16 protein-coding genes, 7 tRNA genes and 1 pseudogene are annotated in these 25,041 nt (G+C 60.7%); 1 reads left to right on the top strand and 23 read right to left on the bottom strand.

Features of this window, described 5'->3' with window-relative positions:
• Nucleotide 1: 1 nt before the first annotated feature.
• The 6 genes from HND92_RS07025 to hsdR form a co-directional block, all read right to left on the bottom strand.
• A complete protein-coding gene (locus HND92_RS07025; RefSeq protein WP_172206606.1) occupies nt 2–1,702 on the bottom strand; it encodes a restriction endonuclease subunit S in 1,701 nt (566 codons plus the stop codon).
• 11 nt (nt 1,703–1,713) lie between these two features.
• Nucleotides 1,714–2,172: a hypothetical protein gene (locus tag HND92_RS07020; RefSeq protein WP_011805807.1), complete on the bottom strand. Its 459-nt coding sequence runs from the start codon at nt 2,170–2,172 to the stop codon at nt 1,714–1,716.
• Nucleotides 2,165–2,752, bottom strand: coding sequence for a nucleotidyltransferase domain-containing protein (locus HND92_RS07015; protein WP_011805808.1), 588 nt, complete (start codon nt 2,750–2,752; stop codon nt 2,165–2,167). Before HND92_RS07015 ends, HND92_RS07020 begins: the two co-directional genes overlap by 8 nt.
• A gap of 146 nt (nt 2,753–2,898) precedes the next feature.
• Nucleotides 2,899–4,377 (bottom strand): class I SAM-dependent DNA methyltransferase, encoded by a 1,479-nt coding sequence (locus HND92_RS07010; RefSeq protein ID WP_172206605.1) that lies wholly within the window; start codon nt 4,375–4,377, stop codon nt 2,899–2,901.
• A gap of 72 nt (nt 4,378–4,449) precedes the next feature.
• Nucleotides 4,450–5,007 (bottom strand): hypothetical protein, encoded by a 558-nt coding sequence (locus HND92_RS07005; RefSeq protein WP_011805810.1) that lies wholly within the window; start codon nt 5,005–5,007, stop codon nt 4,450–4,452.
• 60 nt (nt 5,008–5,067) lie between these two features.
• Nucleotides 5,068–7,521 (bottom strand): EcoAI/FtnUII family type I restriction enzme subunit R, encoded by a 2,454-nt coding sequence (gene hsdR / locus HND92_RS07000; RefSeq protein ID WP_172206604.1) that lies wholly within the window; start codon nt 7,519–7,521, stop codon nt 5,068–5,070.
• A 371-nt stretch (nt 7,522–7,892) separates the two neighbouring features.
• Between hsdR and HND92_RS06995 the strand changes: the two genes are divergently transcribed.
• Nucleotides 7,893–8,195 (top strand): hypothetical protein, encoded by a 303-nt coding sequence (locus HND92_RS06995; RefSeq protein WP_083766757.1) that lies wholly within the window; start codon nt 7,893–7,895, stop codon nt 8,193–8,195.
• Between the two features lie 561 nt (nt 8,196–8,756).
• On the opposite strand, the gene HND92_RS06990 is transcribed toward HND92_RS06995, so the two are convergent.
• The 17 genes and pseudogenes from HND92_RS06990 to HND92_RS06910 all read right to left on the bottom strand — a co-directional run bounded on the left by HND92_RS06990 (nt 8,757) and on the right by HND92_RS06910 (nt 25,038).
• Nucleotides 8,757–8,832: transfer RNA gene (locus tag HND92_RS06990), tRNA-His, on the bottom strand.
• Nucleotides 8,833–8,881: 49 nt separating this feature from the next.
• Nucleotides 8,882–10,804: a SurA N-terminal domain-containing protein gene (locus tag HND92_RS06985; RefSeq protein ID WP_015912839.1), complete on the bottom strand. Its 1,923-nt coding sequence runs from the start codon at nt 10,802–10,804 to the stop codon at nt 8,882–8,884.
• Between the two features lie 59 nt (nt 10,805–10,863).
• Nucleotides 10,864–10,939 (bottom strand) — tRNA-Val (locus HND92_RS06980).
• A 14-nt stretch (nt 10,940–10,953) separates the two neighbouring features.
• Nucleotides 10,954–11,226: an HU family DNA-binding protein gene (locus tag HND92_RS06975; RefSeq protein WP_011805814.1), complete on the bottom strand. Its 273-nt coding sequence runs from the start codon at nt 11,224–11,226 to the stop codon at nt 10,954–10,956.
• A gap of 406 nt (nt 11,227–11,632) precedes the next feature.
• Nucleotides 11,633–12,199: a CDP-diacylglycerol--glycerol-3-phosphate 3-phosphatidyltransferase gene (pgsA, locus tag HND92_RS06970; RefSeq protein ID WP_041836028.1), complete on the bottom strand. Its 567-nt coding sequence runs from the start codon at nt 12,197–12,199 to the stop codon at nt 11,633–11,635.
• Nucleotides 12,200–12,247: 48 nt separating this feature from the next.
• A pseudogene (gene uvrC, locus HND92_RS06965) lies at nt 12,248–14,219 on the bottom strand (excinuclease ABC subunit UvrC).
• A gap of 100 nt (nt 14,220–14,319) precedes the next feature.
• A complete protein-coding gene (locus tag HND92_RS06960; RefSeq protein ID WP_172206603.1) occupies nt 14,320–14,940 on the bottom strand; it encodes a DUF6806 family protein in 621 nt (206 codons plus the stop codon).
• Between the two features lie 12 nt (nt 14,941–14,952).
• Nucleotides 14,953–15,044, bottom strand: a tRNA-Leu gene (locus tag HND92_RS06955).
• Between the two features lie 133 nt (nt 15,045–15,177).
• Nucleotides 15,178–15,253: transfer RNA gene (locus HND92_RS06950), tRNA-Gly, on the bottom strand.
• A gap of 114 nt (nt 15,254–15,367) precedes the next feature.
• Nucleotides 15,368–15,441: transfer RNA gene (locus HND92_RS06945), tRNA-Cys, on the bottom strand.
• 53 nt (nt 15,442–15,494) lie between these two features.
• A tRNA-Gly gene (locus HND92_RS06940) sits at nt 15,495–15,570 on the bottom strand.
• A gap of 97 nt (nt 15,571–15,667) precedes the next feature.
• The gene (gene lon, locus HND92_RS06935) at nt 15,668–18,088 is read right to left on the bottom strand and encodes an endopeptidase La (protein WP_172206602.1); all 2,421 of its coding nucleotides are present in this window, start codon (nt 18,086–18,088) and stop codon (nt 15,668–15,670) included.
• Between the two features lie 140 nt (nt 18,089–18,228).
• On the bottom strand, nt 18,229–19,494 hold the full coding sequence (clpX, locus tag HND92_RS06930) for an ATP-dependent Clp protease ATP-binding subunit ClpX (RefSeq protein ID WP_011804642.1): 1,266 nt from the start codon (nt 19,492–19,494) through the stop codon (nt 18,229–18,231).
• A 97-nt stretch (nt 19,495–19,591) separates the two neighbouring features.
• Complete coding sequence (clpP, locus tag HND92_RS06925) at nt 19,592–20,200, bottom strand: ATP-dependent Clp endopeptidase proteolytic subunit ClpP (protein ID WP_015912823.1); 609 nt, start codon at nt 20,198–20,200, stop codon at nt 19,592–19,594.
• A gap of 123 nt (nt 20,201–20,323) precedes the next feature.
• The gene (gene tig / locus HND92_RS06920; RefSeq protein ID WP_047351258.1) at nt 20,324–21,634 is read right to left on the bottom strand and encodes a trigger factor; all 1,311 of its coding nucleotides are present in this window, start codon (nt 21,632–21,634) and stop codon (nt 20,324–20,326) included.
• A 78-nt stretch (nt 21,635–21,712) separates the two neighbouring features.
• Nucleotides 21,713–21,799 (bottom strand) — tRNA-Leu (locus tag HND92_RS06915).
• Between the two features lie 89 nt (nt 21,800–21,888).
• On the bottom strand, nt 21,889–25,038 hold the full coding sequence (locus HND92_RS06910) for an efflux RND transporter permease subunit (RefSeq protein WP_172206601.1): 3,150 nt from the start codon (nt 25,036–25,038) through the stop codon (nt 21,889–21,891).
• Between the last annotated feature and the right edge of the window lie 3 nt (nt 25,039–25,041).

The raw sequence follows: 25,041 nt of genomic DNA, 5'->3' as shown, positions 1-25,041 counted from the left end.
GTCAGGCGACCTCTTGCACCAGCGCCTCGGCCAGACGGGCCTGCACGGACTGGCGTTCGGCCAGGCGCTGGCGCAGGTCGGCGCACAGGCGGCGCAGGGCGGTGACGCGGGTGACGATGCGGGATTGTTCGGCCAGGGGTGGCACTGGAAATGCGCAATCTTTTAACTGCGTCATGTTGATCGAAGCCAAATTGGTTGTTTGCTTTGCAGAGGAAGCGAAATAGCTCCGGGCCACCGCCGAGTTGAGAAAAAGCTCTGCCCAAACGGCATTCCAGTCACTCGTGATCCCTCGTGCTTTAAACACATGGTTCTGATGCAAGCATGTTGTGATTTCATCGCGCCAAATGGCTGTTCGTCCCACCTTGTCCCAGTCGCCACCTTCGGTGATGAGCAAATCCCCCTTTTGCAGCTGATAACGGGGCAGTTCAGTCTGATCAACAACAACTTCCTTCATGGAAGTGAGGTCTAAGCGCCACCGCTGAACATTCGCAACACGCAGATATGGCAAAGACACAGGCTTGGTCAAAGGCGTCTTTCGCCCAAGCGTGACGCCACTGGAAACCGAGACAACATCCCCAAACCTCACCCACTCCCACCCAACAGGCAACTCAAACGGTTTTTCCTCGTCGGTGATGGGCGGCAGGGGTTTGTCGCGTTTGATCTTCCCCTCGGCGATGAGGCGGTCTTTTTCGGCGCGGATTTTTTGCAGCAGGGCGCTGGCGGGTTCGTCGGTGGGGTCTTGGGGCACGAGCAGGCCGCGCACGGCCAGTTGCAGCAGGGTTTGCTCCAGGGCGTCGATGGCTTCGGGGCGGTCCAGCAGCAGGTCGAAGTGCTGGGCCACGCGCTGCCAGTGGGCGGCCAGCTCTTCAGGCGTGGTGCTGGCGGTGAGCGTGCCCAGCAGGGTGCTGACCAGTTGGGCGTGTTGCGCGGCCTCCAGCCGGTCCTTGGCCTCCAGCGCATCGCACAGGCGCATGAGGGCTTCGACACGGTTTGCGATACGGGATTGTTCAGCGAGGGGCGGTACTGGAATTGGTATCAGTTGCAAACGAGCAGATTTGATTCCTTGGGCTGTTACGCCAGTAGCTTGGTCTGAGAACACACCTTGCATCCAGGGCGACCGGAGAAATGTTGAGAGCGCACCGGACATTTGGGGCTCGTACAGTCCAAAACAGATGACGCGCTGGGCGAGTGCAAAGCGTTCTTCAATATCAATTGCAGCGACATTTCCAAGCGGGGCTTCGGTTGTGAACAACAGATCACCGACTTTCGGGAATCCGCGAGTCATCCAGCCAGCGTAAGCCGCTTCAGCAATGAATTCGCGCGGCAAACGGTTGATGAACCCTTGCCGAACATTTTTTGCGGTGATCAGTGGAATACCTGACTCGGTCTTCGTCGGCGTTTTGCCGCGATAGTCGATGAAGTTTGCAAGTTGGCCAAGCCGCACCCACTCCCACCCCTGCGGCAACCCAAACGGCTTTTCCTCCTCCGCAATCTCCGCCAGCGGCTTGTCCCGCTTGATCTTGCCCTCGGCGATCAGCCGATCTTTCTCCGCCCGAATCTTCTGCAGCAGCACGCTCGCCGGTTCATCGGCCGGGTCTTGCGGCACCAGCTTGCCTTGCACGGCCAGGGTGAGGATGAGTTCGCGCAACTTGGCGACGCCACCGGGGGCGGTGGCGATTAGCTCCATATTTGATAGCAGCATGCGCTTGCTCCTCAAGCGCCAGAGGCGTTTTTGTTCAATAACGGGGCCAGCTTGTGCTGCGCCAGCTCGCTGAGCGTTTGGGCCTGTTGCAGGCATTCGCGCAGGGTTTGCTCGGTGACCAGCTCGCCGTCGTAGTCGCTCAGGTTGCGCTGTTTGCGCAGGGCATCGAGCACGCGCACGGTGGCGGGGCTGACGCCCAGGGTGTGCACCAAGCAGCCGATGGTGGTTTGGTGGTGGCCGGGCTTGCTGGTGGAGGTGCGCCAGCCTTGGGCGTGCAAAGCGGCGTCGGCCAGGGCGCGGATGGCGGTGTAGGCGCAGTCAAAGCGCGTTTCCGTGCTGTTGTCGGTGCGCTGTGCGTCTTGCAGGCGGGTGTGGGCGGTGGCCAGCATTTTTTGCAGCAGGGCGGCAGAAAACGGCACCTTGTCGAGCATGCCAATGCGGGCCAGGTTGTTGAGTTCTTCTTCAGGCATCGAGGGTTCCGGTCAGCAAAATTCGGGGCTTGGCCAGCAGCTCTTGCACAAAGGGGTGGCCTTCGGCGCGTTTGGCGGCCCATTCGGTGGGGGTCATGACCTTGGGGTTGATGTCGCGCCCCAGCTGGGTCTGGGCGGCGTAGGTGGCTTCCACCACCTGGGCAAAGCTGGCGCTGCCCACCACCAGCACATCCACATCGCTGCCTGCGTGGGCGCTGCCGCTGGCCATGGAGCCAAACACAAAGGCCAGCGCCACCTGGTCGCCCAGCGGCTGCAGGGCCTGGCGCAGCACATCAGCCAGGCCAGTGGTTTTGCGGATGAGGGCTTGCAGCTCGGCAAACACGGGGTGGCTTTGGTTGGCCTGGAACTGCACCTGGTTGCCTACGCGCTCGCTGGTGAGCAGGCCCACATGGCACAGCGCGTCCAGCTCTTTTTTCAGGGTGCCGGGGGCGGCCTGTGTTTGCCGAGACAGTTCGCGCAGGTGCATTTTTTGGTCGGGCTGCATCAGCAGCAAGGCCAGCACTTTGCGGCGGTACTGGTTGGGGAACAGCAGCTCGGCCAGGGTGGGTGGTGTTTTCAAAATGGAAACGAATGTTTTCTTTTAGAGAACAAATTATGCGTTCCGGCGCATGAATGTCCAGCCCCCCGGCGCCCCCCCCAACGTGGCTCAGGGGCTTGGCGGGTGCACGAACTGCTCTTTTTTTGATAGCTACTAGCGCTTGTCCTTCAAGCGCTAGCGGCTGTTTTTGCCAAAGACTGGGCCAGGATGCCCTTGAGCTCATCGCGCAGGGCCTGGGCCTCGGCCTGCAGGCGGGCGTAGTCGGCCAGCAGCGCGTCGGGGTCGTGGCTTTGCTGTTCGCCGATGTGGGGGTTCTTCTGGTCCAGGTTGTAGCCTGCGGCCTTGATCTGGTCGATGCCGACCTTCCAGGCCCGTTCGTTTTCCACGCGGGCGGCAAAGCCGTCCTGCTCGGTGCCCCACCAGGCTTTCTCGGCGTCGAACTCGTCGATGCGGATGGGTTTGGTCTTGTTGTAGGTTTTGACGCCCTGGGGGTAGGGGTGTTCGTAGTACCAAATGTGCTGGGTGGGCTGGCCCTTGGTGAAGAACAGCAAGTTGGTTTTGATGCCGGTGTAGGGCGCAAACACGCCGTTGGGCAGGCGCACGATGGTGTGCAGGTTGCAGTGCTGCAGCAGTTGCTCTTTGATGCGGGCCTTGACGCCTTCGCCAAACAAAAAGCCATCGGGCAGCACCACGGCGGCGCGGCCGCCGGGTTTGAGCAGGTGCTGGATGAGCACGAGGAAGAGGTCGGCGGTTTCCTTGGTGCGCACGTCGGCGGGGAAGCCCGCCTCGATGCCCGGCTCTTCAATGCCGCCAAAGGGCGGGTTGGTGAGGATGACGTTGACGCGGTCTGCCGCCGTGTAGTCGCGCAGCGGGCGGGCCAGGGTGTTGTCGTGCACGATCTGGCTGGGCACTTCAATGCCGTGCAGCAGCAGGTTGGTAACGCACAGCATGTGCGGGAGCTGCTTTTTCTCTACACCCCGAATGCTGTTTTGCAGCACGGCTTCTTGCTCTGCGTTGTGCACTTGTTTGCGCAGGTGTTCGATGGCGCAGACGAGGAAGCCGCCGGTGCCGGTGGCCGGGTCCATGACGCTTTCGCCCAGCTGGGGGTTGGTCATGTCCACCATGAATTGGGTGACGGCGCGGGGGGTGTAGAACTCGCCCGCGTTGCCTGCGCTTTGCAGGTCGCGCAATATCTTCTCGTACAGGTCATTGAACTGGTGGCGCTCGGCCTGGCGGTTGAAGTCGATGGCGTTGAGTTTGTTGACCACCTGGCGCAACAGGTGGCCGCTTTTCATGTAGTTGTAGGCGTCTTCAAACACGCCGCGTACCACGTAGCCGCGCGGGTTGCGCTGGGGGTCGGCGCTCAGGCCCTTGAGGGCGGGGAAGAGTTGCTTGTCCACAAAGTCGAGCAGGGCGTCGCCGGTCATGCCCTCGGCATCGGCCGCCCAGTGGCGCCAGCGCAGGTGCTCGGCAATCGGGCTTTGGTAGTCGTCGCGGGTGTGTTCGAGTTCTTCTTCCAGAGCGTCGAACACCTTGAGGAACAGCAGCCATGTGAGCTGGCTGATGCGCTGGGCGTCGCCATCCACGCCAGAGTCCTGGCGCATGATGTCTTGGATGGATTTGATCACGGGGGTGAGGTTGGACATGGGGTGCAAAATTTAAGTCAAAACAGGCTCTAGCGCTTATGGGATAAGCGCTAGTAGCTATCATTTTATGAGCTACTGCGCCACTGTTTCGGGCGGTGTCCGGGGCAACAGGCGGTCGCGATAAAGCGTCCCTTGGGCACGGCAGGCGGCGAGTTGCTCTTTGAAGCTGCTCCGGTAGTTTGGCCCCAGCCAGGCGCCAAAGCCCACCAACCCGTCGCAGATGACCTGCCCTTGAAACACCAGCAGACCGCAGGAGATGACGGCACCGCTGCTGCCAAGCATTTCTTTGAGGGGCGTGGTCAGCGTCTTGATGGCATACCCCGCATTCGTCTCATGGGGCTCCAGAAAGTGGCTGTGTATGGCGGTGTCGTTGACATAGATCCAGTTGTCAACGCGCAGCGTGTGCACGGCTTGCAGCACGTCGTCGGCACAGAAGCGGCCCTGGTCCTGCAGTTGTGCCAGCGCTTGCTGCAAAAGCGCAGGGTTGGCATACAGGGCATCGCGTGCCGCGGTCAGTTGCGCCACCAGGTTCGCCTTGCGCTTGGTGGTGGGGATGGTTTCGAGCAGGCTTTGGTAGTTGGCAATGAAGTGCCGTGCCGCTGCAGGGTCGATGCATTTTTTGTTCGTCATAGGGGTTTCCAACGCGGCTCTTGAGAGGCTGGCGTTTGTCTGAATTTCGGCGGGCAGCAGTCAGCGAGGAGCGTACAGCTCGCGCTCCAGGGTTTGCAGCGCGCTCAGGTACTGCGGGCGGCCGCCAAAGCTGCGCACCAGCTCCACGGGGCTGCCCAGGTCGGTGAAGGGTTGGAGCTTGAAGACTTCGTTGCTCTCGATGGTGGTGATGCCTTCGTCCGCGTATTTGTCGAGCAATGCCTCCAGCACCTTGCGGGCCACGGGGCCGTATTGGGTGAAAACGTTGCGCTTTTGCACGCGGCGTGCGCGTTCGCGGCGGGTGAGCGGGGGCTGGTCGTAGGCGACGTGCAGCAGCAGGTCGAAGGGGTCGAGGTCTTTGCCAACCTCGTCGGCCAGCGCATCGAGCAGCACGCCCTGCGCTTCCAGTTCTTGCAGCAGGGCGGCCTTGCGGTCGGCCTGTTGCCAGGCTTGCAGGAACTGGTCGAGCGACTCGTATTGCTTACGCACGTTGATGCGGGTGTAGTCGCGCAGGCTCTCGGTGATGAGCTTGCCTTCGGCGTTGAGGTACTGCACGCGCTCGCGGGCCACGGCCACGGTGACGTTGTTGCCGAGGACGTATTTTTTGGGGCCATCTGATTCGCCACTGCCGCCAGCAAAGGGGCCTAAAGTGCTCAAAGGATCCAGAGGGTCTGGCGCACCTGGGTCGCCAGGAGTGGAGCCAGGCAGTGCCGGTTCGGGCGGGGCCACAGGTTCACCACCGCCGGGTTCGTAGATTTGCACGGGCTCGCCATCAAAGTCCTTATCGGCAAACAGTTCGGTGGCGCGCTTGAAGTCGAGGATGGTGAACCAGGTCTTGCCCAGGTCTTCGCGTAGGCGGGTGCCACGGCCGATGATCTGCTTGAACAGCGTCATGGACTTGATGGTCTGGTCCAGCACGATGAGCTTGCAGGTCTGGGCATCCACCCCGGTGCTCATGAGCTTGGAGGTGGTGGCGATCACCGGGTAGGTTTTCTCGGGGTCGATGAAGTTGTCGAGCTCCAGCTTGCCCTCGGTGTTGTCGCCGGTGATCTGCACCACGTATTTGGGCTGGGTGGCGCACAGGTCGGCATTGGCGTTGCTCAGCGCTTGGCGCATGCGAGCGGCGTGGTCGATGTCTTCGCAAAAGACGATGGTCTTGGCGTAGCGGTCGGTGGCCTTGAGGTATTCGGTGATCTTGGCGGCCACCACGGCGTCGCGCTGCTCCAGCACCAGCTTGCGGTTCATGTCGGCGCCGGTGTAGATGCGGTCTTCGATGGCGTGGCCGTGTTTGTCGGTCATGCCCGCCGTGGGGCGCCAGCCAAAGGTGTCTTTGTCCAGATCGACGCGGATGACCTTGTACGGCGCCAGGTAGCCGTCTTCGATGCCTTGCTTGAGGCTGTAGGTGTAGACGGGCTCGCCGAAGTAGTCGGTGTTGGAAACGTCCTTGGTTTCTTTGGGCGTGGCGGTGAGGCCGATCTGCGTGGCGCTGGCAAAGTAGGTGAGGATGTCGCGCCAAGCGGAGTCTTCGGCCGCGCTGCCCCGGTGGCATTCGTCCACCACGATCAGGTCGAAAAAGTCGGGGCTGAACTGCTTGTAGATGTTGCGCTCTTCCTCGGTGCCGGTGACGGCCTGGTACAGCGACAAGTAAATCTCGTAGCTCTTGTCCACCAGCTTGGTGGTTTTGTTGACAGCCAAGTCCACGTCTTCGACCGACACCGCGCCCTGCGCATCGACACGCTCCACGCCCTTGGCGTTGGGGCTGAGCTTGGCCATGGCGCCCTTGAAGGGGCGAAAGTCGTTGACCATGGTCTGGTCGATGAGGATGTTGCGGTCGGCCAGGAACAAGATGCGCTTCTTGGCGCCGCTCTTCCACAGGCGCCAGATGATCTGGAAGGCGGTGTAGGTTTTGCCGGTGCCAGTGGCCATGACCAGCAGCACGCGGTCTTGCCCTGCGGCAATGGCCTCGACGGCGCGGTTGACGGCGTTGAGCTGGTAGTAGCGCGGGGTCTTGTTGGGGGCGTAGTCAAAGCCGGCGATGCGGCTTTCTTCGGCGGACCAGCCCTTCCAGGCGCAGTAGCGACTCCACAGCTCGGCAGGTGACGGAAATTCCTCCAGAGTCAGGTTGCGCTCCAGCACACCATCGGCCAGCGTGGCATCACGGAACACGAAGCCATCGCCATTGCTGGCGAAACTGAACGGCACGCCCAGCAGCTCGGCATATTGGATGGCCTGCCCCATGCCTGCGCCCACGGCATGCTGGTTGTCCTTGGCCTCCACCACGGCCAGGGGGATGTTGGCCTTGAAGAACAGGGCGTAGTCGGCACGCAGCACGGTGCTTTTGTCGCGCTGGGCCTGCTTGCCGCGCACCACCACACGGCCCGCGCGCAACGGGTACTCCCGGTAGATCTGGTCCATGCCGTCCCAGCCCGCCTGCTCCATGGCCGGCCGGATGAACTTTTCGCAAATGTCGCTTTCGGAGAGTTTGGTTTTATCCATTCGGCAGTTCGCACCATCCCAGTGCATGCAAAGGCGGCGTGTGGTTGTTACCGGATACTACCGCCCCTGCCCGAGACCACCGAAAGAATCACTACCATTAAAGCCGTCTCATAGCGTGTCCTAAGCGCCACAAACGAGACGCACCGAAAATGATGGTACTTTTCAAAATCGAAAGTACGAAACGTAGCATCTGTGCGGCTTTCAAGGCGTTATGTGAACTCGTCCGGGCTTCGAGTGTGCATCCGCATCCTGGAGAAGACGTCTCTCTGCGGCCGAAGTGCCACTGTCGGGCGGAAATGCGGGACGCCGTCCGACACCCTACAGCGCGTTGCGCGCTCTATGGTCTTGCTACCCCTTCACAGGAGAAGACCATGCTCAAGCGCCTCTTTGATCCCGCTGCCATGTATGCCCACCGTCTCGAGACCAGCCTGAATGAGGCGCGAATGGGGGCATTCGAACACGAAAACGCTGCCGAACACCATGCTGCACTGGCACGGATGTACCGGCAGCGCATTGCACGGCTGGAAGCCGAGCTGGCTCCCGCAACTGCGGGCATACCTTCGCGGTTGATCCTCGACCCGGCGGGGCCCATTCCACGTGTGACCCCGCTCAAGAAGCCTCGGGAGCCGCACCAACGCATGCCAGCTTATCTGCCTCAAGGGGCGGGAGGATAGTGTGCGGTGCGACTGTGCAGAGCAACCTTTGGTACCCCGCCCCCTTCCCAGGACTCACGCCATGACGCCCCAGGACCCGACAGAACACCCGCTGCACACTGTGCCAGACGACTTACCGCGCCCGCCCGGTGATTTGCCACCGGCCCCACCCCCGGCCTCGCCACCGCGGCAGCCCAACGAGGAAATACCAGCCAACTTGCCGGGTTAAACCACCTGCAGGCTCCACTAGCTTGGTTCTTGCATAGGGTCACCGGGTAGTTCGATGGGCGGCGTATTGTCGGGCGGATCAATGGGAATAGGTCGCGGCGGCACCTCGCCGGGATTTGGCGGGACGGGCGGGACCGGTTGAGGGGCGGGGGTTGCTGGCATGGGGCATCCTTTGTGCTGGTTGTAGTGCCTTTGCACTTGGCACTCCCGTCGGACAAAACCGTATGCAGGCGAACGACTTCCGGCACGATCAGTCTGCTGTTCGGGAGTGCCTCTTCAGTCAGGCCACCGGTCACACCAACCTTGTTGAATGCAAAGGCCCCCGCAGCTTGCGCTGCGGGGGCCTTTGTTATTTGGGGTGGCTGATGGGACTCGAACCCACGACGACAGGAATCACAATCCTGGACTCTACCAACTGAGCTACAGCCACCGTAGCCTTGAATTATAGCCTGATAAATCTACCCGCTGAGGTAACCGGCTTAGTTTTGTAGCTCTGCCTGGGCCACCGGTCGGGGGGCCTTGATCTGGACCTTGAAACGCTGCTTGAGCAAATCGTAATACGCTAGCGCCTCGGCCGACGCCCACGATTGCAAGTATTGCTCTCGCTCCATACGCGCACGAGCGTCGTCCACACCGTCCCGGGGAACGACGCGGTTGATTTTCACCACGGCATAGCCCTGCGCACCAAGGTCCACACCTGTCCAGGCCGGGAGTTGGTCCACATTGGCACGCAAGGCGGCATCCACCACGGAACGAGGTTGATCCTGCAGCCGGTCCCGCGACACCGTCAACGCAGCAGTCAACCCGGAGGCTGCGTCCGGCGCGGCCTTCCAAGCGGTCAGTTTGGCTTGGCCTTCCTGCCGCGCAAGTTCAGCGGACTTCTCGGCGATATAGATCGCGCGCACCTGGTCGCGCGCCTTGTCCAGCGGCAGCGTCATGGCGGGCTGGTATGCCGTAACGCGGCCGGCTGCCAGCACACTTGTACCGATCTCGATAGCCTCGGTATTGCGCTTGTTCTGCAGCGAGTCCGACTGGAACAGCGCCTCCAGGAAGCGTGCGTTGGCAAGCGGCCCCGCGCCGCCCGCAGCCGGAGTACGGGTAACCCCGTCGGCCGTCTGAATCTTGAGCTTGAGCTTGTCGGCGACGGGTTGCAGGCTGTCCGCCTGTTCATACACACCATTGGCAAACGCCTCGGCCACTTCGGCGAACTTGCGTTGGGCCTGTTGCTGCTTGAGTTCTGCCTCGAGCGAGGGGCGCAGCTCCTCGAAACTAGGCTGGCGCGGAGTCTTGATATCGGAAAGCAGGATGATGTGGAAGCCGAAGTCGGTTTCCACTACGTCGCTGATCTCCCCCTTCTTCATGGAAAAAACGGCGTCTTCAAAGGGTTTGACCATGGCTCCCCGGCCAAAAAAACCGAGGTCACCGCCGGACGGTGCTGAGCCCGGGTCCTGCGACTCCTTTTTGGCAATCTCCGCGAAGCTGCCCGGCGCTTTGCGTACCTGCGCGAGCAGTTCCTCCGCCTTGGCCTTGGCCTGGGTGCGCGCATCCGCAGGGGCGTCCTTGCTGGCGTTGATCAGTATGTGACTTGCGCGACGCTCCTCCTTGCCCGCGAGGCGATTCAGGTTTTCCTTGTAATAGGTGCGCAGGTCATCTTCGCTGAGCGTGATTCCCGCTTTCACGGCATCAAGGTCAAGCACCACATACTCCACTGACGCTTGTTCAGCCTGCTGGAATTTCGCAGGATGGGCGGTGTAATAGGCCTCCAGGTCGGCATCCGTCACCACGACCTTGGACACAAACGCCGAAGCATTGAAACGAGCGATTTGGATTTCACGGCGCTGGAACAGTGCATCCAGTGCCAAACGTGCTTCCGCCGGGCCGCTGAATGCTGAACCCATGACACCGCCCATGACCTGGTTGACCGACAAGTCCTGCCGGATGCGTGCTTCAAGCCCCTCAGGGGTGAGTCCCTGCGCACCAGCCAGGGCGCGATAGGCTTCGGCATCCAGCGTGCCGTCAGCTCGTTTCAACGCCGCTATCTGCGGAATGCTCTGCAGCTCGCGTGCCAACCGCGCATCGCTGGTCAGCATGTGCATGTCCTGCGCCGCGACTTGCAGCACGCGGTCACGCACCAGCCGCTCCAACGTGGCATAGCGTGCCTGCGGTGAATCCAGCAGCTTGGCGTCGATACCTGGCGACTGAGCGCGGATTCGATCACTCTCCATACGGTGGGCGTTGTCCCAGTCGGCTTGGGTGATGTCCTTGCCATCGACCCGCGCTACCACCGGGCTTCCTCCGCTGAAATAGTTGCTGTCGATACCCACGAGGATGAACGACGGGATGATCAGCAAGAACAACAAGAACATGACGATCTTGGAGTGCTTGCGGATGGATTCGAACATGGTCAATCTTTCAACAGCTGCAAAAGAAAAGGCGAACTTGCGTTCGCCTTTGAATGGGGTGGTGGGTGCTAACGGGGTCGAACCGCTGACCTACGCCTTGTAAGGGCGCCGCTCTACCAACTGAGCTAAGCACCCCCCATATTTCACAATCAGTTCAAAGCATCTTTCAGTGCTTTGCCTGGACGGAACTTTGGAACTTTAGCAGCCTTGATTTTAATCGTAGCCCCCGTGCGGGGATTACGACCAGTGCGCGCAGCGCGCTTGCCGACGGCGAATGTGCCGAAACCGACGAGCGACACCGTGCCGCCCTTCTTGAGAGTCTTCTTAACCGCTTCGATCGTGGACTCCAGTGCGCGCGCAGCTGCAGCCTTGGAGATATCAGCGTTGTTGGCGATGTGCTCAATCAATTCGGTTTTATTCACAAGAAGCCTCTCGGGAAAAGAGTGGATGAATGTCTTTATGCAAATCTGGCCTCCGCGCCCCCTGCAACGGAAGCGGTCCGAAAGGCAGAGGCGGAGGGAACTGAAGCAGCGTCAGAAATTGCTGTGTCAGATTAAAGCCATCGCACTGTAGGGTGTCAATAAGACGTACCGCGTGGGCGACAGCGTGGGAGCGAATTCTAGTCGTATTTGATCCCCGTCCCGGATTCGAGCACCGCTTTTGTTTCGACCTTGCGCGCTAGGCGCATTCCGTATTGACAAGCACTTTCGCCCTGCGGTGCCGAGTTGCCGCCACCAGCCGTCTCCATGTGGGCGCGGATTGCCTTGCTATGTCATATATAGCAATGAACCCTTTTGACACAAGGCTCTCCCAGCAGCAGCAAGAAACTTAACGGACTCTCGCTCGAATTTCTGGCAGTGCTTTTTGCAGGTAATAAACCATGGACCACACCGTCAGCACTGCGGCGCCCCAGATCAGCCAGGTACCCCACACACCCGTGTCAATGACGCCAAACAACTGCCCGTCATACAACAGGAAAGGAATGGCAATCATCTGCACCGTGGTCTTGAGCTTGCCGATCATGTGCACGGCCACACTCTTGCTCGCCCCGATCTGCGCCATCCATTCCCGCAAGGCACTGATAGCGATTTCGCGGCCGATGATGATGAGTGCCACGAACACATCGGCACGTTGCATATGCACGAGTACCAATAGCGACGCACATACCAAGAACTTGTCAGCCACGGGATCCAGAAACGCCCCGAACGCGGAGGTCTGGTTGAGCTTGCGTGCAAGAAACCCATCGAGCCAATCGGTGGCCGCAAAAACGATGAACATCACCGTGGCGATGAGGTTGCGCATCGCAGGGTCCAGCGGCGCATAGAACACTCCCACGATCAAGGGTATCGCGACAATGCGCGTCCAAGTCATGATGGTGGGAATAGTGAAAAACATGGGTGCCAATTGTGGCACGCGCGGCAATGCCCCGGGCCGTCAACCGGGTCAGCGCAGCGCGCGATAGATCTCTTCTGCCAAGTCGTGAGATATGCCCTCGACCGTGGCGAGGTCGTCCACGCTGGCATCTGCCACGCCGCGCACGCCGCCAAAGCGCTGAAGCAGCCTTGCCCGTTTTTTAGGCCCCACACCGGGTATATCTTCCAATCGGCTGCCGCCTACGCGTACTTTTGCACGAGCGGCGCGCATTCCGGTGATGGCGAAGCGGTGGGCCTCGTCACGGATCTGCGCCACGAGCATCAGCGCAGCCGAGTCTCGCCCCAGATAGACTTTGTCGCGTCCATCCGCAAAGACCAGTTCTTCCAGCCCCACCTTGCGGCCCTCCCCTTTTCGACACCAACGATGCGTGAGATATCCAGGCCCAGTTCCTGGAACACATCGCGCGCCATGCTTACTTGCCCCTTGCCACCGTCCACCAGCACCAGGTCCGGCAAGCGCGGGGCATTTGTCACCTCCGCTCCCCTGCCTCACGCTGTGCTTCGGCAACCTTGCTGTAGCGACGCATGAGTACCTGACGCATAGCTGCATAGTCATCGCCCGGGGTAATGCCCTCGATTTTGAAACGCCGGTACTCGCCACTTTGCATTTTGTGGTGATGAAAAACCACGCAGGAAGCCTGGGTCGCCTCCCCTGCAGTGTGCGAAATGTCGAAACACTCGATGGTGAGGTCATCCAAGCTCTCTGCCTCCAGATCCAGCGCTTCCGCCAGGGCACGCGTGCGCGCCCGCTGGGAACCCTCCTCCGCCAGCAACCGTGCCAACTGAATCTGTGCGTTCTGCTCCGCCATTTCCAGCCAGATTCGCCGTTGTTCGCGCGGCTGGTGGACGACTGTCGCTCGCACCCCCGTCTGCTGTGCCAGCACCCAAAGCAATGCGGGGTCGACTGGCTCGTTCGTGATCAGTGTCGGTGGCAAGGGTACCCCAAGGTAGTGCTGCGCAATGAACGCAGCAAGGATCTGCGCCGGCACCGACTGCTCGAGTCCGCCAGCCTCCTCTACCATCAGGTTATCCGGGGCATCCTCGCGCGTTTCCAGTTGGAAGACACCTGTCGCTTCCTCTACGTGAACCGGAAAGTAAGGCCTGTCGCCAAGGTGCCGGCCACCGCGCACCATCGCCAGGTTGACGCAGGCACGGCCGCCAGCCACTTTAACGGCGAGTATGTCCACGTCCTTGTCCGATGCCGTCTCCACCGCTTGTTGGTGCAACACACGTGCGAGTGCCGTGATCTGGTTGCGGACCTCGGCAGCCTGTTCAAACTCCAGCTTCTCGGCGTACGCGAGCATGCGTTCTTCCAGCGTTTGAAGCAGTTCCTGGGTTTCACCCAGCAGCATCGACTCCGCACTGCGGACATCTGCTGCATAGGCCGTTGGGGAAATCAAACCCACACACGGAGCGGAGCAGCGTTTGATCTGGTACAGCAAGCAGGGACGCGTGCGATTCGCAAACACCGTGTCTTCACAAGTACGCAACCGAAAAACCTTCTGCAGTAGCTGAATGCTCTCTTTGACGGCCCATGCGCCAGGGTAAGGACCGAAGTATCGGTGACGTTTATCCACTGCCCCGCGGTAATACGCCATGCGCGGGTAGCACTGTCCCGGAGCATCCCCCGTACCGTCCTTTGCCGAGACACCGGTGATCTTGAGATAAGGGTAGCTCTTGTCGTCCCGAAAAAGAATGTTGTACTTCGGGCCCAGGGACTTGATGAGATTATTTTCCAGCAGAAGCGCTTCGGCCTCGGAGCGCACCACCGTCGTTTCCAGCCGCGCAATTCTGCCCACCATATGGCCAATGCGCGTGCCTCCGTGCTGCTTGCTGAAGTAGCTGCTGACCCGCTTTTTCAGGTTGCGCGCCTTGCCGACATATAGCAAGACATTCTGTGCATCGAAGTAGCGGTACACCCCTGGCAAAGGTGGCAGCGCCGCCACCTGTGCCAGAAGCTCATCCGAATAGGTTGTGGTCATGACGCTATTGTGGGCACGCGTCGAAAGCCTCTTCTATACCGTGCGAGGGGAGCACTGCAACTCACGCCATGGTGTCCGATACAAAGATTTGTCGAGCACGTCAGTGAAGGTGACGCGGCCGGCGTCCGCCGCCATGCCCGCTGCCACCCGGACCTCGTGGCGGTTTACCAATTTCAAGCGAACTCACCAGCGCATCAAAACGTTGAGAGAAGAGCTTGTCAATCTCTGAGACAACGCCACCGAGCTCGGAGCCGTCGAAGTGCCGCTCCATCAGATTGACCACATCTTGCACAAGAAGGTCACGTTGTACTTGCATGATGGCGGCGGGAGTGGGCCCCACAAACAGCATCACGAAATCATCACGCGCCTCTTCGTCCTCGGGTGCCTCATCCTCATCGAACTCGGCATCATAGAACGTCACCTCGATGGCTGCGCCCTGCTCGGCCAATTCATTGAGACTCATGCACATTTCATCCAAAGACTGGCGGAAGTCTTCGTCGCCACGCACCGTCCAGCACATCTGCAGAATGTGCTCCTTGGCATCGAACTGTATGCCCGGCTCCTCCTCATAGGCGCTCGAAGCCCCATCCGCGAGAGAACGCGCACCAGCGTACTTCCACAATGGCTTGAGTGCTTCCTGAAGCTGATTGAAGTCCACATCAGCACGCAATTGCACTTGACCATGGACGTGGATTTCAAAGGGAGCGTTGTAATGTGACATAGCGAATCCAGATGGTGCCCCGAGCCGGGGTCGAACCGGCACGCCCCTTCTCAGGAAGCGGCGGATTTTAAGTCCGCAGTGTCTACCAATTTCACCATCGGGGCGCCGGTCGGTATGCAAGCCATGAAGACAGAGTAGCGGGGCCGGCATTGTTGCGCAACACCACAGACGAACCGACTTCTTGCACCAGCACTTCGACCAATAAAAAAGGGAAGCCGTAGCTTCCCTTTCAAATTTTGGAGCGGGAAATCGGTCTCGAACCGACGACCTCAACCTTGGCAAGGTTGCGCTCTACCAACTGAGCTATTCCCGCATTTTCCGCCACCAACTGGTACCGGAAAGACTTTGATTGTAGCATCAATTTTCCACCATTAGGCTTCCAATTGACCCTTTGAAGAAGCTTGCGCCTCCTCTACATAACACCATCTGGAGGCGCGGCCCGGAGTCGAACCGGGCTAAACGGATTTGCAATCCGGTGCATAACCGCTTTGCTACCGCGCCAGGTCTTGCGCCTTGATGAAAAGCGGAAGCATTGCCTCCTCTTTTCTTGGATATGGAGCGGGAAATCGGTCTCGAACCGACGACCTCAACCTTGGCAAGGTTGCGCTCTACCAACTGAGCTATTCCCGCATTTATCTAAGCCTCACACTGTAGCATGTTTAGCGTCGATAAGTGAAATTATAGAGTACTTTTCGCGGGCTCCAAGAATAGTGCAAAGTTTTTTCCATCAATGTTTCACGGAGCCCCGTGACACATCGGCGGGTGCAGGCACCGTCACGGTTTGGGCACCGTCGTCCTCTGCCAATGCAACAGGCTTGCGCTCGAGTGCTATCTCCAGCACCTTGTCGATCCACTTCACAGCAATGATCTCCAGCCCCATCTTGACGTTGTCTGGAATTTCCTGGAGGTCTTTTACGTTTTCTTCAGGAATCAACACCGTCTTGATCCCTCCACGCAATGCCGCCAAAAGTTTCTCCTTGAGCCCACCAATTGCTGTGACCTCTCCGCGCAATGTGATCTCCCCCGTCATCGCAACATCTGCGCGGACCGGTATTCCGGTCAGCGCAGAAACGATCGCCGTCGTCATCGCAATGCCGGCGCTAGGACCATCTTTAGGGGTCGCACCATCGGGCACGTGGATATGAAGATCTCGCTTCTCGAACGCCTCATCGCGAATACCAAGTAAGCGCGCACGGCTACGTACTACTGTGCGGGCCGCTTCGACCGACTCCTTCATGACATCGCCCAGCGATCCTGTGCGAAGGATGTTGCCTTTGCCGGGCATGGTCGCGACCTCGATCGTGAGCAGATCCCCGCCGACTTCGGTCCATGCCAGGCCAACCACTTGTCCCACTTGGTTCTGCTGTTCCGCGCGACCGTAGGTGTACTTGCGCACTCCCAAGTATTCAGGCAAGTTGTCCGCCGACACCTCCACGGGAGCCGTCAGCTTCTTGAGCTGGATTGCCTTGACCACTTTTCGGCAGATTTTGGAGAGTTCGCGCTCTAGGGAGCGGACGCCCGCTTCACGCGTGTAGTAGCGCACAATGTCCCGTACGGCGGATTCCGTGACCTGCAACTCGGCGTCTTTCACGCCATTGTTTTGCATCTGCTTGGGGAGCAAATACTTGATGGCAATGTTGGTTTTTTCGTCCTCGGTATATCCGGAAAGACGTATCACCTCCATGCGATCAAGTAGCGCCGGCGGGATGTTCATCGAGTTCGAAGTCGCGACAAACATGACATCGGAAAGGTCGAAGTCGACCTCTACATAGTGGTCGCCGAACTTGTGGTTCTGCTCAGGATCGAGGACTTCCAATAACGCGCTCGAGGGGTCACCTCGAAAGTCCATGCCTAGTTTGTCAATTTCATCGAGCAGGAACAACGGATTGCGCGCCCCCACCTTGCCCAGGCTCTGCAACACCTTGCCTGGCATCGCCCCAATGTAGGTACGACGGTGACCCCGGATCTCTGCTTCGTCACGCATCCCCCCCAGCGCCATACGCACGTATTTGCGCCCCGTTGCCTTTGCAATGGACTGACCGAGCGAAGTCTTGCCCACACCCGGTGGGCCGACCAAGCACAGGATGGGCGCCTTCACCTTGTCCACCCGCTGCTGCACGGCGAGATATTCCAGGATCCGGTCTTTCACCTTTTCCAGGCCATAGTGGTCCTCGTTTAACACAGCCTCTGCATGGGCAAGATCGTGCTTGACCTTGGACTTCTTGCTCCAGGGCAGTCCCGTGAGCACATCAATGTAGTTGCGAACCACAGTGGCTTCGGCAGACATAGGAGACATGAGCTTGAGCTTTTTCAGCTCGCCTTCCGCCTTCTTGCGCGCTTCGACCGGCATGCGCGCGGCCTTGATCTTTTTCTCGATCTCCTCAAGATCCGCGCCTTCTTCGCCTTCGCCCAGTTCTTTCTGGATCGCCTTGACCTGTTCGTTGAGATAGAAGTCCCGCTGGTTTTTCTCCATCTGGCGCTTCACGCGACCGCGAATGCGCTTATCCACATTGAGGATATCCACTTCGCGGTCCAACTGCTCGAACAGATTCTCCAGACGCTGCTTGACGCCTGCCAAGTCGAGAACAACCTGCTTGTTCTCCAGCTTGAGCGGCAAGTGCGCGGCAATGGTGTCAGCCAGCCGCCCCGGATCGTCGATGGCCGAAATGGAAGTCAGAATCTCAGGGGGAATCTTCTTGTTCAGTTTGACGTACTGATCAAACTGCTGCATTACCGCCCGGCGTAGCGCTTCAATTTCACTCGAAGCGGCGTCCTCAGCGGATGCCTGCATGGGCTCAACCGTCGCCGTGAAGTGAACGTCCGATTCATGCACCATGCGAACGTGGGCGCGCTGCTGCCCCTCCACCAGCACCTTCACCGTGCCATCGGGAAGCTTCAGCATCTGCAGGATGGTGGATATGCAACCGACTTCGAACATATCCGAAACCTGCGGTTCATCCTTGGCGGCTGCTTTTTGCGCAACCAGCATGATTCGTCGATCGGCATCCATGGCGGCTTCCAGCGCCTTGATGCTCTTGGGACGCCCCACAAACAGCGGAATCACCATGTGAGGAAAGACCACCACATCGCGCAAAGGCAACAGTGGTAGATCCAGGGGCGTATCGGGCAGGGGTGTGTGTCCGGACATGGGGCAATCCTCTAGTAGTTCCATGGAATATGGTCCATGGACCACATTTTTCAACCCGGCAGCATCTGCACCCAGGTGTTAGCAACATGGCTCGCCGGGGCGCATCACTAACGCGCGCGACTCCCGGCGACACACGGCTTTCAGGCGGTCTTGGCGGCCTCGCGATAAACCAGCAAAGGGGCCTTGTTCTCTTCGATGGTGGCCTCGTCCACCACCACCTTTTCCACGTTGGAGACGTTGGGCAAGTCAAACATGGTGCCAATCAACGCTTGCTCAAGAATGGAGCGCAAGCCGCGGGCACCCGTCTTGCGTGCGATGGCTTTTCGCGCGATGGACTTCAACGCAGCGGGACGAATTTCCAGCTCAACGCCTTCCATCGCCAGCAACTTGCTGTACTGCTTGACCAAGGCGTTTTTGGGCTCGGTGAGGATTTGCACCAGCGCGTCCTCGCTCAGTTCGGCCAGCGCTGTGACCACGGGCATGCGACCCACCAACTCTGGAATCAGGCCGAATTTGATGAGGTCCTCAGGCTCGATATCCTGAAACACCTCGGTCAAAGAACGCTGCTTTTTGCTACGCACTGCCGCGCCAAAGCCAATACCGGAAGCTTCAGTACGGTTCTCAATGACCTTTTCCAGCCCAGCAAACGCACCACCACAAATGAACAGAATGTTGGTGGTATCGATCTGCAGAAAATCCTGATTGGGATGCTTGCGTCCACCTTGTGGAGGCACGCTCGCCATGGTCCCCTCGATGAGCTTGAGCAGCGCTTGCTGCACACCTTCACCTGAGACATCCCGCGTAATACTGGGGTTGTCGGATTTGCGCGAAATTTTGTCGATTTCGTCGATGTAGACAATGCCCCGCTGGGCACGTTCCACATCGTAGTTGCAGCTTTGCAGGAGTTTCTGGACGATGTTCTCCACGTCCTCTCCAACATAGCCGGCTTCCGTCAGCGTGGTGGCGTCAGCCATCACGAAAGGCACATCGAGCTGCCGCGCCAAGGTCTGCGCCAGCAACGTCTTGCCCGACCCCGTAGGGCCGATCAACAGGATGTTGCTCTTGGACAGTTCCACCTCGTCCTTACCGGCCTTGTCCTTGTGGCGCAGGCGCTTGTAGTGGTTGTACACGGCGACGGCCAGCGTACGTTTGGCCTTTTCCTGGCCAATCACGTAATGATCGAGGTTGGTCTTGATTTCCGCAGGCGTAGGCAGATCTCCGCGGCCTTCGCGTCCGGCATCGCCGGTGGGCAGCTCATCACGGATGATCTCGTTGCACAGGTCAATGCACTCGTCGCAGATAAAGACCGACGGACCGGCGATCAGCTTCTTTACTTCATGCTGGCTTTTACCGCAAAAAGAGCAGTAAAGGGTTTTTTCGCTGGAGGAGCCTTTTTTCTCGGCCATGGGGGCAATGCCTTATGACTGGGGATGTTGTCAAGATGATAACGAAATAAAAACGGCGTTTCCCACAGGGGGAAACGCCGCGCGCGCCGGCCAAAACTCAGGGGCGCTTGGCAATGACCTGGTCCACGATGCCGTAATCCTTGGCTTCGTCCGCGGTCATGAAATAGTCCCGCTCGGTATCCGCCTTCACCTTCTCGATGGGCTGTCCCGTGCGCTCCGCCAGGATGCGGTTCATCTGATCCTTGGTACGCAGAATGTCGCGGGCGTGGATCTCGATATCCGTCGCCTGTCCGCGGGCGCCGCCCAGCACCTGGTGGATCATGATTTTGGAGTTGGGCAGCGAATAGCGCTTGCCCTTGGCCCCTGCAGCCAGCAGGAAAGCCCCCATGCTCGCCGCAAAGCCGCAGCACAGCGTGGACACATCCGGCTTGATGAACTGCATGGTGTCATAGATGGCCATGCCCGCCGTCACGCTGCCCCCCGGGGAGTTGATGTAGAACGAAATATCCTTGTCCGGGTTCTCGCTCTCAAGGAACAGCAGCTGCGCAACCACCAGGTTGGCAGTCTGGTCATTGACCTCACCCACCAGGAAGATCACGCGCTCCTTCAACAGGCGCGAATAAATGTCGTAGGACCGCTCGCCGCGGCCGGACTGCTCAATGACCATGGGGATCATGCCCAGGGCTTGCGTTTCCAATGCGCTCATACGTTTCTCCAGTCAGGCGGATACTGTACCCAGAAAATGAATTGGCGCTTGTGCCGCAAAGCACAAGCCCCGCCGGGTTTCGTCCTCACCCCTGGGTCAAAGCCCGGGGCAAGGGCCAGCTACTCAGGCCTGGCCCATCAGTTCATCGAAGGACACGGCCTTGTCGTTCACCTTAGCCTGGCCCAGCACGAAGTCGGTCACATTGTTCTCGATGACCACGGCTTCCACCTCAGCCAGGCGATTGCGGTCGCTGAAGTACCAGCGCACCACGTCCTCAGGCTTCTCGTAGCTGGCAGCCAGCTCGTCCACGTGGGCCTTCAACTGCTCCGGCTTGGCCTGCAGGTTATTGGCACGCACGAGTTCGGCGACCACCAGGCCCAGGCGCACGCGGCGCTCGGCCTGAGGGCGGAACACGTCCTCGGGGATTTCGGCCTTGTCGGCGTCCTTGATGCCGCGCTGCTTGAGGTCAGCGCGTGCAGCCTCCAGCAGGCGGGCAATTTCAGCCTGCACGCTGGCTTTGGGCAGATCCAGTTCCGCTTTGGACACCAGAGCGTCCATCACGGCTTGCTTGTTGCGGGCCAGCAGGCGGAATTTGACTTCGCGCTCCAGGTTCTTCTTGATGTCGGCGCGCAAGCCTTCCACCGTGCCGTCGGCAATGCCGAGCGACTTGGCCAGTTGCTCATTCACCTCGGGCAGGTGGGCCGCTTCGATCTTCTTGACGGTCACCATGAAGTCAGCCGTCTTGCCAGCCACGTCCTTGCCGTGGTAGTCCTCGGGGAAGGCCAGGGGGAAGGTCTTGCTCTCGCCCGACTTCATGCCGCGCACTGCGTCTTCGAATTCCTTGAGCATCTGGCCCTCGCCCACCAGGAACTGGAAGTCCTCGGCCTTGCCGCCCTGGAAGGGCTCGCCGTCGATCTTGCCCTCGAAATCCACCGTCACGCGATCGCCGTCTTCTGCAGCAGCGGCCAGGGCACGCTGTGCAAAGGTACGGCGCTGCTTGCGCAGGATGTCCAAGGTCTTGTCGATGGCGCTGTCGGTCACTTCGGCGGAGAGCTTCTCGACTTCCGCGGTGGACAGATCGCCGATCTTGACCTCGGGGAACACCTCGAACACGGCCTCGAAAGTCACTTCGCCTTCAGGCGCGCCGTCCTTCTCCGTGATGCGGGGCTGGCCTGCCACGCGCAGGTTGGCTTCATTGGCGGCCTGTGCAAACGCCTCGCCCACCTTGTCGTTCAGCACTTCGTATTGCACCGAATAGCCGTAACGCTGAGCCACTACGCTCATAGGGACCTTGCCGGGACGGAAACCATCCATCTTCACCGTACGGGCCAGGCGCTTGAGGCGCGCGTCCACTTCGGTCTGGATCGTGGTCAGGGGCAAGCTCAGCGTGATCTTGCGCTCAAGCTTTTCAAGGGTTTCAACAGTTACGGCCATGGTTGTTCCTAGTGTCTGGATGTGGACCGTGCCGACTTGCAGTGCAAGCCTGCACCACGTTCCGCCAAAGTCTCACGTTGGTGCGCGGGGGGGGACTCGAACCCCCACACCATTGCTGGCGTCAGGACCTAAACCTGGTGCGTCTACCAATTTCGCCACCCGCGCAGTTCTGAAAGCCACCCGGATGGCAGGCACAGCAGGCCACCCCGGTGAAATAGGTCAAACGGCAGATTTTACCCTGTTGCGGCCCGCCTTTAAATGGAATCGGTTATCGGCGCTCCGGGATCGGGCCGCCGCACACGAAACCACGCGGCGTACATCGCGGGCAGTGCCAGCAGCGTGAGCACCGTGGCCACGACCAGTCCACCCATGATGGCCACAGCCATAGGCCCCCAGAACACACTGCGCGACAGCGGGATCATGGCGAGCACCGCCGCCGCCGCCGTCAGCACGATGGGCCGCAGGCGCCACACGGCCGCCGCCACGATCGCGTCCCACGCGGGCACGCCGGCCGCACGGTTGAGCTCGATCTGGTCGATCAGGATCACCGAATTGCGCTGGATCATGCCCATGAGAGCGATAACCCCCAACAGCGCCACAAAGCCGAAGGGCCGGTTCAGCAGCAGCAGCGCCGCCGCCACTCCCGCAATCCCCAACGGGCCGGTGAGGAACACCAGCACGGAGCGGCTGAAGCTGTGCAGCTGCAGCATCAGCAGCGTGAACACGATGAACAGCATGACGGGCACGCCCGCCACGATGGAGGCCGAGCCCTTGCTGCTCTCTTCCACCGCACCCGCGACCTCGATGCGCACGCCGTTCTCACCGGCCGCCTGCCAGCGGGCCTCCAGCGCGCGCAGCTCGGGCAGCAGTTGCGCCGTGACGGTGGCGCCCTGCAGCCCCTCCACCAGGTCGCCCTGCACGGTGATGGCGTAGTTGCGGTTCCAGCGCCACATCACCCCCGGCTCCCAGGTAAACACGGGCCTGGCGATCTGCGTGAGCGGAATGGAGCGGCCCGAAGCCGTGGGCAGGTAGGCGTTGCCGATGTCGGAGATCGCCTCGCGCTCGTCCTGCGCCTGGCGCAGCACGATCTCGATGAGCTTGTCGCCCTCGCGGTACTGCCCCACCGTGGAGCCGCTGAACATGATGCGCGAAGCCTGGGCGATGGACTGGCTGGTCACTCCCAGCGCGCGCGCCTTGTCCTGGTCCACCTCCAGGCGAACCACCTTGACCGACTCGTTCCAGTTGTCGTTCACGCCGATCAGGTTGGCGTTGCCGCGCATCAGCGCCTTCACCTCGTCGGCGCGCTCGCGCAGCACGGCCGGGTCGCTGCCCACCACGCGGAACTGCACCGGGTAGGGCACGGGCGGGCCGTTGGGCAGCAGCTTCACGCGGCCGCGTGCCTCGGGGACCTCCTCGGCCAACAACCGGGGCAGGCGCAGGCGCAGCGACTCGCGCTCGGGCAGGCTCTTGGCCAGCACGATGAACTGCGATACGTTGGGCTGGGGGAACACCTGGTCCAGCGGCAGGTAAAAACGCGGGGCGCCCGAACCCACCCACGCGGCCACGCTGGCCACGCCTTCCTGCTCCATCAGCCGCTGCTCTACCCGGCGCACCACGGCCTCGTTGGCTGCGAAGGAGGTGCCCTCGGGGAACCACAGGTCCACCATGATTTCCGGCCGGCTGGAGTCGGGGAAGAACTGCTGCTGCACGCGCCCCATGCCCATCAGCCCCAGCGCAAAGATGCCGATGGTGGCACCGATGGTGATCCACCGGTGCGCCACGCACCAGTCCACCATGTGCCGGAAGCGATGGTAGAGCGGCGTGTCGAACACCTCGGGCGGCGGCGCATCGGGCGCATGCGGCTTCACCTTCAGCAGCAGCGTGCCCAGGTAGGGCACGAAATAGACCGACACGATCCACGACAGCACCAGCGAAATCACCGTCACCGCGAAGATCGCGAAGGTGTATTCGCCCGTGACCGACTTGGCGATGCCGATGGGCAAGAAACCCGCGGCCGTGATGAGCGTGCCGGTGAGCATGGGCTTGGCCGTCACGTCATACGCAAACGTGGCCGCGCGCACCTTGTCGTAGCCCTCCTCCATCTTGCGCACCATCATCTCCACGGCAATGATGGCGTCGTCCACCAGCAGCCCCAGCGCGATGATGAGCGACCCCAGCGACACCTTGTGCAGCCCTATTCCCAAATAGTGCATGGCCAGGAAGGTCACGGCCAGCACCAGCGGGATGGTGATCGCCACCACCAGCCCCGGCCGGTAGTCCACGTGCCAGCCAAAACGCCCGCCCTTGTGCAGCCCCAGCGAAATGAAGCTCACGGCCAGCACGATCACCACGGCCTCGATCAGCACCTTGATGAACTCGCCCACCGAATCGGCCACGGCCGCCGGCTGATCCTGTACCTGGTGCAATTGCACGCCGGCCGGCAGCCGCGCCTGGATGTCGGCCGCTGCAGCGCGCAGCGCCTTGCCCAGCCGGATGATGTCGCCACCCTTGGCCATGGAGATGCCCAGGCCGATGACCTCGTGCCCCTGGAAGCGCACCTTCACCCCCGGCGGATCGACATAGCCCCTTCGCACCTCGGCGATGTCGCCCAGGCGCAGCTGGGCTCCAGAGCCGCCGCGGATCGGCATGTCACGCAGCTGCTCCACGCTGGTGAACTGCCCGCCCACGCGCACCTGCACCACGTCCTGCGGCGACTGGATCGCGCCCGCGCTCTCCACCGCATTCTGCGCACCCAGCTGCTGCAACACCGCGTTGAAGTCCAGCCCCAGCTGCGCCAGACGCTTTTGCGAGACCTCGACCCAGACGCGCTCGTCCTGCACGCCGAACTGCTCGACCTTGGCCACGTCCCTCACGCGCAGCAGCTGCTGGCGCACGTCGTCGGCGAAGTCCTTCAGCTCGGCATACCTGAAGCCCTCACCCTGCAGGGCGTAGATCACGCCGTACACGTCGCCGAACTCGTCGTTGAAGAACGGCCCCTGGATATTGCCCGGCAGCTGGTAGCGCATGTCACCCACCTTTTTGCGCACCTGGTACCAGATGTTGGCCACCTCCGCCGGCTTGGACGAGTCCTTGAGCTCGAAGATGATCTGCGACTCGCCCGGCTTGCTGTAGCTGCGGATCTTGTCGGCGTAGGGCACCTCCTGCAGGGTGCGCTCGATCTTGTCCGTCACCTGCTCGGCCACCTGCTGCGCCGTGGCGCCGGGCCAGTAGGTGCGCACCACCATGGCGCGGAAGGTGAAGGGCGGGTCCTCGTCCTGCCCCAGCTGAAAGTACGCGGCGATGCCCAGCACCATCAGCACCACCATCAGGTAGCGCGTGAGCGCGGCATGTTCCAGCGCCCAGCGCGACAGGTTAAAGCCCTGCTTGGGCTGCGTCTGCTGCATGGG

The sequence above is a fragment of the Diaphorobacter sp. JS3050 genome, from assembly GCF_013154915.1.
GTDB classification, from domain to species: Bacteria; Pseudomonadota; Gammaproteobacteria; order Burkholderiales; family Burkholderiaceae_C; genus Diaphorobacter; species Diaphorobacter nitroreducens.
Note: the sequence above shows the minus strand (reverse complement) of the source record. Positions and strands in the feature narration are given on the sequence as shown.

Coding starts and splice junctions, on each gene's coding strand:
- HND92_RS07025 (WP_172206606.1), bottom strand. CDS start 1,702: ATGCTGCTATCAAATATGGAGCTAATCGCCACCGCCCCCGGTGGCGTC.
- HND92_RS07020 (WP_011805807.1), bottom strand. CDS start 2,172: ATGCCTGAAGAAGAACTCAACAACCTGGCCCGCATTGGCATGCTCGAC.
- HND92_RS07010 (WP_172206605.1), bottom strand. CDS start 4,377: ATGTCCAACCTCACCCCCGTGATCAAATCCATCCAAGACATCATGCGC.
- HND92_RS07005 (WP_011805810.1), bottom strand. CDS start 5,007: ATGACGAACAAAAAATGCATCGACCCTGCAGCGGCACGGCACTTCATT.
- hsdR (WP_172206604.1), bottom strand. CDS start 7,521: ATGGATAAAACCAAACTCTCCGAAAGCGACATTTGCGAAAAGTTCATC.
- HND92_RS06995 (WP_083766757.1), top strand. CDS start 7,893: ATGCTCAAGCGCCTCTTTGATCCCGCTGCCATGTATGCCCACCGTCTC.
- HND92_RS06985 (WP_015912839.1), bottom strand. CDS start 10,804: ATGTTCGAATCCATCCGCAAGCACTCCAAGATCGTCATGTTCTTGTTG.
- pgsA (WP_041836028.1), bottom strand. CDS start 12,199: ATGTTTTTCACTATTCCCACCATCATGACTTGGACGCGCATTGTCGCG.
- HND92_RS06960 (WP_172206603.1), bottom strand. CDS start 14,940: ATGTCACATTACAACGCTCCCTTTGAAATCCACGTCCATGGTCAAGTG.
- lon (WP_172206602.1), bottom strand. CDS start 18,088: ATGTCCGGACACACACCCCTGCCCGATACGCCCCTGGATCTACCACTG.
- clpX (WP_011804642.1), bottom strand. CDS start 19,494: ATGGCCGAGAAAAAAGGCTCCTCCAGCGAAAAAACCCTTTACTGCTCT.
- clpP (WP_015912823.1), bottom strand. CDS start 20,200: ATGAGCGCATTGGAAACGCAAGCCCTGGGCATGATCCCCATGGTCATT.
- tig (WP_047351258.1), bottom strand. CDS start 21,634: ATGGCCGTAACTGTTGAAACCCTTGAAAAGCTTGAGCGCAAGATCACG.
- HND92_RS06910 (WP_172206601.1), bottom strand. CDS start 25,038: ATGCAGCAGACGCAGCCCAAGCAGGGCTTTAACCTGTCGCGCTGGGCG.